The 14,222-nt window shown below is 67.8% G+C and carries 8 protein-coding genes; all 8 read left to right on the forward strand.

The genetic code is table 11. From position 1 onward, the window contains the following. Positions 1-613: 613 nt before the first annotated feature. The gene (gene bcsB / locus BG57_RS24690; protein WP_081850976.1) at positions 614-2,782 is read left to right on the forward strand and encodes a cellulose biosynthesis cyclic di-GMP-binding regulatory protein BcsB; all 2,169 of its coding nucleotides are present in this window, start codon (positions 614-616) and stop codon (positions 2,780-2,782) included. Positions 2,783-2,785: 3 nt separating this feature from the next. Beyond that, positions 2,786-3,970, forward strand: coding sequence for a cellulose synthase complex periplasmic endoglucanase BcsZ (gene bcsZ, locus BG57_RS24695; protein ID WP_081850977.1), 1,185 nt, complete (start codon positions 2,786-2,788; stop codon positions 3,968-3,970). Then, positions 3,955-7,770 carry a cellulose synthase subunit BcsC-related outer membrane protein gene (locus BG57_RS24700; protein WP_152562687.1) on the forward strand — a complete coding sequence of 1,272 codons (3,816 nt, stop codon included), beginning with the start codon at positions 3,955-3,957 and terminating at the stop codon, positions 7,768-7,770. The genes bcsZ and BG57_RS24700 overlap by 16 nt, the downstream gene beginning before the upstream one ends. Before the next feature lie 30 nt (positions 7,771-7,800). Next, on the forward strand, positions 7,801-9,570 hold the full coding sequence (locus BG57_RS24705) for a BcsE family c-di-GMP-binding protein (protein WP_081850978.1): 1,770 nt from the start codon (positions 7,801-7,803) through the stop codon (positions 9,568-9,570). Next, positions 9,567-9,758: a hypothetical protein gene (locus tag BG57_RS24710; RefSeq protein ID WP_152562688.1), complete on the forward strand. Its 192-nt coding sequence runs from the start codon at positions 9,567-9,569 to the stop codon at positions 9,756-9,758. Before BG57_RS24705 ends, BG57_RS24710 begins: the two co-directional genes overlap by 4 nt. Next, positions 9,755-10,519, forward strand: coding sequence for a cellulose biosynthesis protein BcsQ (gene bcsQ / locus BG57_RS24715; protein ID WP_035969059.1), 765 nt, complete (start codon positions 9,755-9,757; stop codon positions 10,517-10,519). The genes BG57_RS24710 and bcsQ overlap by 4 nt, the downstream gene beginning before the upstream one ends. Positions 10,520-10,525: 6 nt before the next feature. After that, complete coding sequence (bcsA, locus tag BG57_RS24720; RefSeq protein WP_035969066.1) at positions 10,526-13,057, forward strand: UDP-forming cellulose synthase catalytic subunit; 2,532 nt, start codon at positions 10,526-10,528, stop codon at positions 13,055-13,057. 69 nt (positions 13,058-13,126) lie between these two features. Next, positions 13,127-14,222, forward strand: a 1,096-nt coding sequence (gene bcsG, locus BG57_RS24725) for a cellulose biosynthesis protein BcsG (RefSeq protein WP_035969067.1), incomplete at its 3' end; no start/stop codon positions are given.

Raw genomic sequence — 14,222 nt, forward strand, 5'->3', positions numbered from 1 at the left:
CAACGATTAATGGCGCGAAAATGGCGGCGGTGACAACTGAACAGAAGCGAGCGTTCTTGGGGCTCGCTTAAAGACTTCACCAAAATTTCGCAGAGCAAACAGAAACTAAACGCGGCGCTACTTTCCGTCGTTTTCCTATCATCAACGATTGCTCCGAGCGATTCATCCGGCGGGGTATTAGCTGCCCCAAGCATTTAATGCCGGCGTAAATGGAGTCGAATCAGTCCACTTAGGACGACACATCGTTATTGCCGATTTAGGCAAGACGCCTTACACCTTTTCCACTTCTTTTTGACAAACGTGCGAAAGGAAATGACAATTCGTAAGCCTGTGTGCGGAACCGCACATTGCCGCTTATCCTGTGTTTATAGAGTTGTTTCCGGGACGCCCACGCCAACGAACTCGAGATTGCACGGGCTAAGCGGTAAGAAAGACTGAGAGCTTTGAAGACAGGCCCGCAAAAACGAGTTCGGAATTAGTCATGCTAACGATTGAAATAAAACGGAAGGGGCGCGGGGGCGGGGCGGGCGCGCGTCCGAACGTGCGCTCTAAACCGGCAGTTCGGCCGTTAGTCTGGATAACGGAAAGGTTCGGCTTCTCGTTGGTTGTCACGATGATCGCGTGGCTTGCGGCCGTCCTGACACCTTCCGCTTTCGCAGCACCGAACGCTACGCAAGCATCGCTCGCGGGGACCGGGGACGCGAGCGACGGCAAAGTTCACATTCCTTTCTCTGCGCTGGGCGCATACCGCACGCTAAGTCTTCGCGGACTGGAAGACGTACGCACGGTGAACGTGGGCGTGAGGCGCGATCGCATCGTCAAGGCTGCACGTCTGCGGCTTGTTTATTCGTATTCGCCAGCATTGCTGTTCCCGATGTCGCATCTGAAGGTGTCGATGAACGACCAGGTCGTCGCGACGCTGCGGTTCGCGCCTGAAAGCGCGGGGCGGACGGTGACGCAGGACATCGAGATCGATCCGCGTCTGATGACCGATTACAGCGCGTTGCAGCTGAAGCTGATCGCGCACTATTCGATGGAGCACTGTGAAGACCCGGGCAACACTGGTTTGTGGGCCGATATCAGTTCAAACAGCGAGATCGTGCTCGACGAAGTTCCGATCACGTTGCCCAACGAACTCGCGCTCTTGCCCGCGCCGTTCTTCGACGAACACGACGTCAACCCGTTGCGGCTCACGTTCGTGCTGCCGTCGAATGCAAGCGATGCCACTCTGCGCACCGCATCGGTGATCGCATCGTGGTTCGGATCGCTCGCGGATTACCGCAAGGCCCGCTTCCCAGTCACGCCCGACTTGCCGAAGGACGATCACGCCGTGCTCGTCGGCCGCCTCGACGACCTGCCGCCGAACGTTCGTCCCGTCGGCGTCAGCGGACCGGCGCTCGTCATCACCGACAACCCCGCCGCGCCCGGCCACAAGCTGCTGATCGTCACAGGGGCGAATGCACAGGATGTCGACAGCGCCGCCTATGCACTGGTGCTGCGCACGCCGGGCCTGTCGGGGCCGGTTGCGAACATTGGCCGCCGCGATCCCGAACCCGAGCGCAAGCCCTATGACGCTCCGCGCTGGACGCCCGTCGACCGGCCCGTTCGTTTCGCTGAAATAGTCAAGCGTCCTGAACAATTGCAATCGCTAGGCGGCGCGCTCGAAACCATCAGCCTGGAATTGCGCGTGCCGGTTGACCTCACGTCGTGGAACGAAGTCGGTGCGCCGCTCGACGTGCGCTACCGCTACACCGCGCCGAGCGTGCAGAACAACTCCGCGTTGTCGATCGAGATGAACAAGCAGTTAATCAAGTCGTATCGCCTGACGCCGAACGGCGACACAGCCGGTGTGAAATCGTCCGGTGCGCGTGGCTCGACGGCTGAACTGGAAGTGCCGGCCTATCAGCTCGTCGGCGATAACCAGCTCGATTTCCGCTTCAATCTCGATTCCGAGAAGAGCACGCTGTGCGCTGGCGCGACCGGCAATCCGGCGCGCGCGTCCATCGATCCCGAATCGACCATCGACTTCAGCCGCTTCGTGCACTACGCATCGATGCCGAATCTCGCGTACTTCGCCAACAGCGGCTTCCCGTTCTCGCGCATGGCCGACCTGTCGCAGACGGTCGTCGTCGTGCCCGTCCATCCCGCGCCTCACGAACTCGAAACCATGCTCACGATCTTGGGCCGTATCGGCAAATCGACCGGCTATCCCGCGTTACGCGTGCAGGTCGCGCGTCCGTCGGAAACCGCGCGCTTTGCAGACAAGGACGTGCTGATGATCGGCGGATCGCCGGCCGCGCCGCTCGTCAGCGCATGGAGCGAGTCGGTCCCGCTCGCCGTCGATACCCGCGCCGCCGATGTGAAGCGCGTCGGCTTCTCGAAGGCGCAGCAAGCGGGAGCCGGCGCGCTGCGCCTCAACGTCGACGCGGCGCTGTCGGCGGTGTATGGCTTCCAGTCGCCTGCGGCGAAGGGGCGCTCGGTCGTCGCGCTGGTGGCGAGCGACGCGACCCGCGCCCGCGAACTGCTCGATGCGTTCGACGACCCGCAACTCGTCGGCCTCATCCGCGACGATGTCGCCGTGATCCAGCGCGACAGCGTCGAGAGCGCGCGCATCGGCGAACGCTATGCGGTGGGGCATGTGCCCTGGCGCGACCGGGTGCTGGGCTTCGCGTCGCGGCATCCGGTGCTGCTCGGCATCCTCGGCGTGCTGGCGGGCCTGCTGCTCGCGGTGGGCGCGTTCAACTTCCTGCAGCGTCTCGCGCAGCGTCGACAGGAGTTCTGAGCGATGAACCGCCGCCCCGCGTCCCCTCTTAGTTTCTGGCTGTTGATCGGCGTGGCCGGGCTCTTTCTTGCGCTCGTCCTCGCGCCCGCCGCGCGCGCCGAAGCGGCCGAGGGCTGCGGCCCGTGGCCCGCGTGGGAGCAGTTCAAGCGCGATTTCCTGTCGGACGATGGCCGCGTGATCGACGCCAGCGAAGCCGACCGGCGCACCGTGTCGGAAGGGCAGTCGTACGCGCTCTTCTTGGCGCTGGTCGCCGGCGACCGCGCCGCCTTCGACAGGATCATGCACTGGACCGAGAACAATCTCGCGGATGGCGACCTGACCGGCCATCTCCCGGCGTGGCTGTGGGGACGCGCGAACGACGGCTCGTGGACCGTGCTCGATTCGAACCCCGCTTCGGACGCGGATTTGTGGATCGCCTACGCGCTGCTCGAAGCCGGCGCGCTGTGGGGCGAGCGCGCCTATTCGCTGCGTGGCGCGCGGCTCGCGGCGCGGGTGCTCGAAGACGAGACGTTTCCCGTCGCGGGCGTGGGGCGGTTCCTGTTGCCGGGCACGACGGGATTTCATCCGACCGACAACACGTGGATCGTGAATCCGAGTTACGCGCCGTTGCAAGTGCTGCGCGCACTTGCGACGCGTTTTCCGGCCGAGCGCCGCTGGCAGCAACTCGTCGATGGCAGCGCCGTGATGCTGCGGGATTCCGCGCCGCGCGGCCTCGCGCCCGACTGGGCGACGTATCGCGCGGGCCATGCGTTCGACCGTGACGCAACCGCCACCGACGACACCACCGGCTCCTACAACGCAATTCGCGTCTATCTGTGGGCCGGAATGCTCGATGCGGACGACCCGCGCGCTGACGCGCTGCGCCGCCATTTCGTGCCGTTCGCCGACTTCATCGCGGCGCGCGGCACGCCGCCCGAAAAGGTCGATGCCGCGACCGGCGCGGCAGCAGCCAACGACGGCAACGCGGGCTTCTCGGCGTCGGCGGTGCCGTTCCTCGTGTCACTCGGGCAGCGTGCGCTGGCGGCGGGACAGGCCGCCCGCGTCGCCCGGCTGAACGCGGAGAGCGCACCGGGCTACTACACGAGCGTGCTGACGCTGTTCGGCATCGGCTGGTACGAGGGGCGCTATCGCTTTGCCGCCGACGGCACGCTGCGTCCCGCATGGAGCGCCACATGCACGCCACGGTGAAACAGGGCGCCTGCGGAGGCGCTGTCGCGGCGTTGCTCCTCGCTCCGGGCGCGGGGCGAGCGTCGGGCGCATCGCCGCCGGACGCATTGCCCGAGGATGCCGGCCGCTTCTACGACATGTCGCGGATGTGGGCGGCGAAGCATCGCGACGATCTCGCGCTGTCGCAGCTCCAGAAGGCGCTGCTGATCGCCCCGGACGATCCGATGCTGCTCGCCGAACAGATCCGCATTCTGTTGCGGCTCGGCCAGCCGGACCCGGCGAAGGCCATTCTCGACGGCTTGCGCAAACGTTCTCCTGATGCCGTGGAGACGCGCTGCATCGAAGAAGAATATCGGGTGGCGACCACGGGCCGTCAGGAGATGGCGGGCATCCGCCTGCTGGCGCGCAGCGGCCGCGCGGACGAAGCCCTGCGCCGGCTGAAGGCGTTCTTTCCGAACGGCGCGCCGTGCGGGCCGCTCGGCGCGGAGTACAACAAAATTCTCGGCTCGACCGATGCCGGCCGTCCGCAGGCGGTTGCCGCGCTGCGCCGCGCGCTGGCCGCGAATCCGAACGACGTCGACGCCGCGCTCGTGCTGTCCGTCCTGCTCAACGAACGCGCGACGCGCCCGGAAGCCGAACGCATCGCGCATGGGCTCGTCGGGCGCGACGACGTGAGCCGCGAAGTATCGCTCGATGTCTGGCGGCGCGTGCTGAAGGCGGGATCGGATGAGCCAGTCTTTTTGCCGTCGTTGCGCGCGTATGTCGAGATGGTCCCCGACGACGATCAGATGCGCGAGCGGCTTGCCGGGCTCGAAACGGCTGTCGGCGCCCAACTGCGCGCCGAACGCGATCCCGCGTATATCGCGCGCCAGCATGGCCTCGCGGCGCTTGCCCAGGGCGATCTGGCGCGCGCGGAGCCGTTGCTCGTGCGCGCGGCGGCGGCCCGTCCGGACGATCCCGACGCCGTCGGCGGACTCGGACTGCTGCGCCTTCGCACCGGCGATCAGGACGCCGCGCACGCGCTCTTCATGCGCGCGGCGGAACATGCGCCGGACAATCGCAGCAAATGGGTCGGCCTCGCGCGCACGACCGAACTCTGGGGCGCGCTCGCCAAAAGCCGCGAGGCGCTGGCGAACGGCCGTCCCGCCGATGCCGAACGCGCCGCCCGCGCGGCGCTGCGCATCCAGCCGAAGAACGACGACGCGCGCCTCCTGCTCGCGAACGCGCTCGTCGCCCAGCAGCGATGGACCGACGCGGAGCCGATCCTGCGCGGTCTGCTGGCCGCGCGCAAGCCGAATCTGGACGCGGTCGCGCCGCTGCGCGTCGTGTACGAGCGGACCGGCCGCACCGCCGAGCTGGATAGCCTGTTCGATTCGCTGCAGCGCCGCGTCACGTCGCCGAAGGAGAAACAGGAGATCGCGCAGATGCGCGCGGAGCTGCTCGTCAAGCAGGCCGAGCGATTCCACGCCGATGGCCGTGACGGTCCCGCCGCCGATCACTACGAAGCCGCGCTCAGGCTCAATCCCGACGCCGCCTGGACGCGCTTCGCGCTGGCGCGGCTGTATCGCGATCTCGGTTCGCCGGACCTGGGCCGCCGCGTGATGGAAGACGGGCTCGCTGCGAGTCAGGCGCCCTCGATGCGCTACGCCGCCGCGCTCTACGACAACTCGCTCGACGACGTCCGCAGCGCGAAGGCGCTGGTCGCGCCGCTGCCCGAGAGCGAGCGCACCGACGGCATGCGCGAACTGGTCCGCAAGCTCGACGTGCACGAGGCGCTGGAAACGTCGCGCGAGGCGGCATCGCACGGAGAACGCGAACGCGCCGCCGCCGCGCTGAAGGAAGCACGCGACAAGGCGGGCGACGACCCGTATCTGCTCGCGTCGGTCGGCGCGGCGTATATCGATCAGGGCGAGCCGGACCGGGGCGTCGTGCTGCTGCGCGACTGGATCGACGCACACCCGAACGCCGCCGATGCCGACATCCGCCTGCGCTACGGCGATCTCCTGAGCAGTTCGCACCGCGACCGCGAGTTGCAGGCGTGGCTCTATGCGTTGCGCGAGCGCGGCGGACTGAATAAACGCCAGCTCGCGCGTCTGGAAGATCAGGCGCTGCGGCTCGCGCTGCGACAGACCGACGAAGCCCTGGAGAACGACGACTTCGAACGCGCGCGCAAGGTGCTCGCGTCGGTGAGTCCGGCGGGCCGGGCGGACCGGCGCTACACGCTGGAACTCGCGGATGTCGAGCGCAGGCAGGGCAATTTCGCGGTGGCACGGGAGCAGCTCGAACCGGTGCTCGCGAAAGCCCCCGACGATGCCGAAGCGCAACTCGCGCTCGCCCGCGTGCTCGAAGACAGCGGCGAGCGCGCGGAGGCGCTGACGGTGACGCGCCGCGTGCTGTCGCAAGTGCCGCCCGATGACGTCGACACGCGGCTCGGCGCGGTGCGCCGGCTGGCATCGCTCAAGGAGACGGACGAGGCGCGGGCGGTCACGGCGGGCTTGCGGCAGGAATATCCGCAGCGGCCCGACGTGACGGTGCAGGCCGGGCGGCTCGCGCAGCGCGCGTATCACTTCGACGAAGCGGCATCGCTCTACAAGACGGCGATCGCGCAGGAAACGGCGACCGGGCTTGCCGCCGATCGCGGCACGTCGCCCGCGCAGCGCGCGCTCGATCAGCTCGAAGCGCGGCGCGAGCCGGACGTGGAAGCGGGCCTGTTGTTCGCCTACAAATCGGGCGATGCGGGCATTTCCAATTACCACGCGCAGCAGGTGCCGGTGTACGGACAGGTGCCGATCGGCTACGCGGGCCATCTGTTCGCGCACGTCGACACCGTGCACCTCGACGCGGGCACGCTTCAGAATCCCGACATCGACAGTTATACCCGCAACACGTTCGGCACCTTCGCCGCGCGTGCCGCCGGCACGCCGCTCGTCGCCTCGGTGCATCAGCGCGCGTTCGGCGTCGCGATCGGGGCGGGCTACCAGTCGGACGCGTGGCGCTTCGATCTCGGCACGACGCCGCTCGGCTTCCCGGTGCAGTACGTCGTCGCGGGCCTCCGGTATCGCTTCGAGACCGACAAGGCGAGCGTCACCGTCAGCGCGTCGCGGCGGCCGGAAACGAGCAGCGAGCTGTCGTACGCCGGGGCGCGCGATCCGGTGACGGGCGTCGTGTGGGGCGGCGTGCGGCGCGATGGCATCGACGTGCGCGGCTCCATCGATATCGGCAAGATCAACGTGTTCGCGAGCATCGGCGGCGGCGTGCTGACCGGGCACAACGTCAAGACCAATCAGGAAGTGACGGCGCGCGCCGGCTTCGAAGTGCCGGTCTACGAGCGCCCGGACATGCGCGTATCGACGGGTCTCGTCGGTAATGCGTGGCACTACACGAACAACCTGCGCTTCTATACCTACGGACAAGGCGGCTATTACAGCCCGCAGCGCTATCTCGCGCTCGGCGTGCCGGTCGAATGGACGGGACGGCGCAACGCGTTCACGTGGGACGTGGAGGCGGTCGTCGGCATGTCGTGGACTTACGAACGCGATTCGCCGTATTTCCCGATTGGCCTGCCCGCGTCGGCGAATGTCCAGGGCGGCGGCAACAACGTGTTCAAGGGCGGCTCGGGCGGCGGCTTTTCGTATGCGTTTCGAGGCGTGCTGGAGTATCGCTTCAATCCGAAGCTCGTCGCGGGCGTGCGGCTCTCGATCGAACATTCGCACGATTACATGCCGAGCGCGGGCATGGTCTACGTGCGATACGACTTCGATGCCCGCAAACGCGACACGGGCATGCAGACGCGGCCCGTCCGTCTTTATTCGAGCTACTAACGAAAACTCATAGAACGAGGGAAATAAATCATGAACGACGCGACCTGCGCCAGTTATAGCCGGACGACCACGAGGCCAACGGGATGGCTCGCCGGCTTACGCGCCTCGGTGCAACGCCTGCCGCACGCGGGGCACATGGAACGTCTGGGCATCGACGGCTTGCCGGACAGGTGGTCGACGCTCGCACGCGGCGGGGTGCACGGCATCTACACGACGCCCGGCGCCCGCGCCTGCGATGCGCTCATCTGGAACACGGCGCGCAAGGCCGGGGCCGAGCACGTGACGGTCGTGCGCGCGCTTGCGAGCGGGGAGATCGCAGCGCAACTGCGCGCGCGCGGCTTGTCCGCCGACGAACGCGCGCCGGGCTGGCCGCGCCATCTGACCGTGCTGGCGATGCCTCCCGACGATATCGACACGCCGCTTCGCGCAGCCTTGCGCGCGCTGTGCAAGCGCGGCTTGCGCTCGCATTCGCTGTCGATCATCGAGGGCGCGGAGCGCTGGTTCAGTTGGGACGATCCGGCCGCGCTCAGCCGTGAGGGCGAGTTCCTCGCGCGCTGGTGCGCGAAGCGCCGCGTCTCGATGATCCTCGTGTTTCGCGCCGAGCCGCCGGCGCGCGCCTACGCTAGTTCCGAGACGCTTCACGTGCGTTTCGCGGGCGTCGCGCGGATGGGCGAGATGGCAGGCGAATTGCGCTGGCACGTCGACTTCTGGCGCACCGGGCAGACGCTCGTCGCCAACGAGACGTGCGCGCTGCGGCTCGGTGCGGCGGATGCGCTCGTCGCGCAGCCGGAGTCGCCGTCGCATGGACGCATTCCTTCGAAGCCCTTCACCGACGATGAGCATCGCGTGGTCATGCCGCGTGCGCTCGCGAATACCGAAGCATGGTTTCCGGGCGACTGGGAACTGCACGCAGACAACGCGTCGGTGTTTTCGGCGTGCGCCGAGGCGCGGGCCGCCTCGGTGTTCTTCACGCTCGACGCGCAGTCGTCGCTGGGAGAGTTGTGCTCGATGATCCACGCGCTGCGCAAGCAATGCGGCGGCGCCCTCAAGATCGCCGTCGCGGAACGCAGCGACGCCATCGCGCTGAATCACGAATTGCTGCTGCTGCGCGTAGGCGCGGACGCGGTGCTCGCCAACCGTGACCTGTCCATTTCGCGATTGCTCTGCACGCTGCGCTCGCTGCAGGGGCATGTTCACACCGGCGCGACCGTCGACGATCCCGCCGCCGCGCTCGCCGCCGCGCAGCCGGACCCGGTCGGCGGTTATGCGCCGCTCGCGCGCTTCTGCGATCGCGTCGCGGCGGTGCTGCAACGCAGTGCGCTGCTCGCGCTGCCGCATGTGCTCGTCGAGTTGACGCTCGGCCCCGATGTGTCGCATCTCGATGCGCTGTGCGCCACGCTGTCGCGGCAACCGGGGCGGCTTGCAACCGTCGACGCCACGCGGGTCTACCTGTTTCTCTTCGCGTGCGAGCCGCCCGACGCGCAGGAACGTCTCGCGCAGATGCTCGGCGCGTCTGCCGCCAGCTTCTTCGCCGAACGCAAGCTGTACGCGGGCAGCGCCATTGCGCGGCAGATCGAGGCGATGCGCGAACGCGCCCGCCATGCCCACGCGCCCGACTACAGCGACGTGCTGCCGATCGCGCCGGCATCGATGCCGCGTGCGCCATTGAGCGGCGGTGCGTCGTCGCGTGTGCTGGATTGGGCGCCTGTCGCTGGCGTGGCGGCGCCGGAGCACGAGCCGGGCCGATCACGGCATGCAAAGCGCTGCGCGCTGCCGATCCGGCGAGAGGTGGACGCATGATGGGGATGCTGCTCGCCTGCGTCGGCGCGGGCGTCGCCATTGCGATACCGCTCTGTCTCCTCGGCCATCGACGGCGGGCGCGCCGGGACGCGCTGCCTGAACCGCGGCTCGAGCGCGTCGTCAGCGAGACGCGGCTCGTGCGCGCCGAGGGCGGCGCAAGCAGCCAGCCAGACGGGAACCCGCGATGACCGTGATCGCAGTGGTCTCGACGGCGGGCGGGGCGGGGCGCACGACGATATGCAGCGCGCTTGCGGTGCTGCTCGCGCGGCGGGCGCGTCAGGTTTTCGCGATCGAGCTGGACGCGCAAAACATCCTCGGGGCGTATCTGGGCCTCGAAACGCTTGCGCCGCGCGGACTCGTCCACGCGTTGCTCGACAGCAGCGCCGACTGGCACGCGGAGTCGTTCCGCAACGACGACGGCGTGATGTTCGTGCCCTACGGCGCGCTCGACGCGGAGCAGATCGGTGCGAGCGAAGCCGCGTTCGCCGCGTTTCCCGGCTGGCTCGCGGGCGCGCTCGGCGACATCGACCAGCGGCCGGATGCCGCCGTGCTGATTGACGCCGCGCGTTATCCGTCGCAGCAGGCCGAACAGGCGATACGCGCCGCCGATCTCGTGCTGTGCGTGACGACGCCGGAGCCGGCGGGATGCGTGTCGCTGGCGGCGTCGATCGGACCGATGCGGCGGGGCGGCGCGGCGTTTTTCATCGTCGTGAACCAGTTGCATCCGACGCACGAGATGCATCGCGATGCGCTGGCCTTGCTGCGGGCGCGCGTCGGCGACGGGGTGATCCTGCCGCAGCGGCTGCATCGCGATGCGGCGTTGCCCGATGCGTTCGCACGCGGCGCGTGGGTCTTCGACGCCGCGCCCCATGCGCAGATTTCCCACGACCTGCACGGCCTCGCCCGCTGGCTCGACGGCTGGCTGTCCGCGCACGCCGAAACGGGTTGATGCGCCATGCAGCCCATCCACGCCGCCCGTCCATCGCTACGTTCGAGATTCGCGAACTGGCTTGCGCCGCGCCTCGGTCTCGACGGCACGCGCACGCCAGCCGACTGGCTCGTGCGGCTGCTGTTTCATGCGCCGCGCCCCGGCCGCCGCGATGTGCCGCAGCTCGTGATCGCCGCGTTCGTCGCGCGGCTCGCGAGCGAGTGGCAGATTCCAGCGCGTGCGCCGCTGCCGGTGTGGTTGTGGCGCGCGTTCGTGAAACCGGCGCGCGCGGGCGGCGTGAGGACGTCGGTGCGGGCGGGCATCGCGGGAGCGTCGCTCGTGTGGAGCATGGCGACCGCCTTCGCGCATCGTCAGCAGCGCCGCTTCGATGCCGCCCTCGCGCGGCTGCCGTGGGCGCCGCTATCGGCCGCACTGGAAGGCGCAAGCCGTGTCGCGGGCCGCGGGCGGCTCGCGATGGTCGTGGTCGTGCTGACGGGTGGCGCGCTTTTCGTGCTGGCCAGCACCGCGCCGCTCTCGACCACCGCGCAGTTGCAGTTCGGCGCGGTGTCGCTCGCGGCGTCGCTGCTCATTCGGCGCATGCCGGGCCGGCTGCCGCTCTTGCTGCTGTCGTCGCTCGCGCTGCTGATGACCGCGCGCTATGCCTACTGGCGCGCCACCGCGACGCTCGATTTTCGCTCGCCCGGCGATACGCTCGTCGGCTATGCGCTCTTCGGCGCGGAAGCGTACACGTGGATGATCCAGTTGTTCGGCTTCATCCAGACCGCCTGGCCGCTCCAGCGCGCGATCGTGCCGATGCCGCCGGACCCCGCGGCATGGCCGACCGTCGATGTCTATATTCCTACGTATAACGAACCGCTTTCGGTCGTGCGGCCGACGGTGTTCGCCGCGCAAGGCATCGACTGGCCGGCGGACAAGCTGCGCATCTATCTGCTCGACGATGGCCGCCGTCCCGAGTTCCGCGCGTTCGCGCACGCGGCGGGCATCGAATATCTGGTCCGCGACGACAACCATCACGCGAAGGCGGGCAACATCAATCGCGCGCTGGAGCGCACGCACGGCGAGTACATCGCCATTTTCGACTGCGATCACGTGCCCGCGCGCTCGTTCCTGCAAACGACGATGGGCACCTTCCTGCGCGAGCCGAAATGCGCGATGGTGCAGACGCCGCATCACTTCTTCTCGCCCGATCCGTTTGAGCGCAATCTCGCGACGTTTCATCGCGTGCCGAACGAGGGTTATCTGTTCTACGGGCTCGTGCAGGCGGGCAACGATCTGTGGAACGCGTCGTTCTTCTGCGGCTCGTGCGCGATCATCAAGCGCAGCGCGCTCGAGGAGGTCGGCGGCGTGGCGGTCGAAACCGTGACCGAGGACGCGCATACGGCGCTCAAGCTGCATCGCCGGGGCTACACGACGGCGTATCTGCCGACCGTGCAGGCGGCGGGCCTCGCGACCGAGAGCCTCGCGAGCCATATCCGGCAGCGCGTGCGATGGGCGCGCGGCATGGCGCAGATTTTTCGCATCGACAATCCGTTTTTCGGGCGCGGCCTGAGCATCTTTCAGCGGCTGTGCTACGGCAATGCGATGCTGCATTTCTTCTATGGCATCCCGCGCCTCGTCTTTCTGACGATGCCGATGGCCTATCTCTTCTTCCACATGCATTTCATCCACGCACCCGCGCCCGCGATCGTCGCGTACGTGCTGCCGTATATCGCGCTGGCGAACGTCGCGAACTCGCGGCTTCAGGGCGGCTTCCGGCATTCGTTCTGGGCCGAAGTCTACGAGTCGGTGCTGGCGTGGTACGTCGCGCTGCCGACGACCATCGCCGTGCTCAGTCCGAAGCACGGCAAGTTCAACGTCACCGACAAGGGCGGGCGCATCGATCAGGGCTATTTCGACTGGTCCGTGTCGCGCCCGTACATCCTGCTCGTCGCGTTGAACGCGCTGGCGCTCGCGGTCGGCTGCTGGTCGCTCGTCGCGGGCGATCCCTACGAGGTGCCGACGGTGCTGATGAACATGCTCTGGACCACCTACAACCTCGTGCTGCTCGGCGGCGCGCTGTGCGTGGCGCGCGAGGCGAAGCAGACGCGGGCGAATCAGCGCATCGCGATGCGCCTGCCCGCGACGCTCGTGCTCGCCGATGGCCGCTCGATCGCCTGCACCACGCGCGACTGTTCGATGGGCGGCTTCGGCCTCTCGCTGCCCGAGGGACAGCGTTTCGCCAGGGACGAGCCGATGTCCGTGTGCGTGAGGCGTCCCGAGCAGGAGTTCAGCTTTCCGGTGCGCGCGGTCTGGCAAGCGGGCACGCAACTCGGCGTCAAGCTCGAACAGCTCGATCTCGAAGCTGAGCGGCGGCTCGTGCAACTGACGATGGGCCGCGCGGATGCGTGGATCAAATGGCACGACACGGAGCTTGCCGACAGGCCGCTGCGCGGATTGCGCGATGTCGTCGGCGTCGGCGTGCGCGGCTATGGACGGCTCGGACACGATGCGGTGCGCGCGACGCGAGCGTGGTTCGCGGCTGCAAGAGCACGATCATGAGCACGCCCGTAAGCACGACGACGAGCACGCCGATGAGCACGCGCATGACATGAACCGGAGCACGAAGCGATGGCGTTCTGGAATCTCTACTTCATCCTAAAGCTGTATCTGTGGGCGAGCGGCCATCTGACGCCGGTCTGGCTAGCCAATCTCGCGTTTGCGCTGACGCTCGGCGCCACGTCGTTCTGGCGCGCGCGGCTGGCGCGCATCGCACGCTTTGTCGTTGCGCTCGCAATCGCGCTGCCGCTGATGTACAGCGAGTCGAAGCTGCCGCCGTTCTCGCGGCTCGTGAGCGAGCTTGGCGCGATGCTGCACTTCAGCGCCGGTTACTGGCTCGAACTGGCGCAGCGCTTCGTGCCGCCAACGCTTCTGGTTGCAGGCGTGGGGGCGGTCGTCGTGTATGTCGTGGTGAATCGATGGGTGCGCGTGTCGACGCTCGTGATCGCGGCGCTGATCACCGCGCCGGTCTATGAACTGGGCCGTGCGATCCAGTTGCCGGGGAATGCGGCCTCGCCCGCCGGAACGTCGCCGCAGGCGCTTTCCGAGAAGATGCGCGCGGGCAACGCAACGGGGCAGCCCGGCGCGGCGGGCCACGACACCGAACTTGCCGCTTTTCGCACCGAAGAATCGAAGCGCCGCGTGAGCTTCCCGCATCTCACGAGCGATACCGGCGCGCAGTTCGACATCATCGTGCTGCATGTGTGCTCGCTGTCGTGGAACGATCTCGACGTATCGAAGGCGCGCGAGCATCCAATGCTCAGTCACTTCGACTATGTGTTCACCAACTTCAGCACGGCGGCGAGCTATAGCGGCCCGGCGGCCGTGCGCGTGTTGCGTGCGGCGTGCGGGCAGGAGCCGCACCAGAAGCTGTACGAACCCGCCGATGCCGAGTGCTACCTTATGAGCGCGCTCGCCCTCGCGGGCTACTCGCCGCAAGTGCTGCTCAATCACGATGGCCATTTCGGGGATTTCGCGCAGACGGTTGCGCGCAACACCGGCGCGCCGAACGTGCCGTTCCTGCCGAACGGCGCCGCGCCGGTCCAGATGCGCTCCTTCGACGATTCGCCGATCCGCGAGGACTACGGCGTACTCGCCGGCTGGTACGCGCAGCGCGCGCAAGTGCAGGGGCCGGTCGCGCTGTACTACAACACGATCAGCCTGCACG

The organism is Caballeronia grimmiae (genome assembly GCF_000698555.1).
GTDB lineage: Bacteria > Pseudomonadota > Gammaproteobacteria > Burkholderiales > Burkholderiaceae > Caballeronia > Caballeronia grimmiae.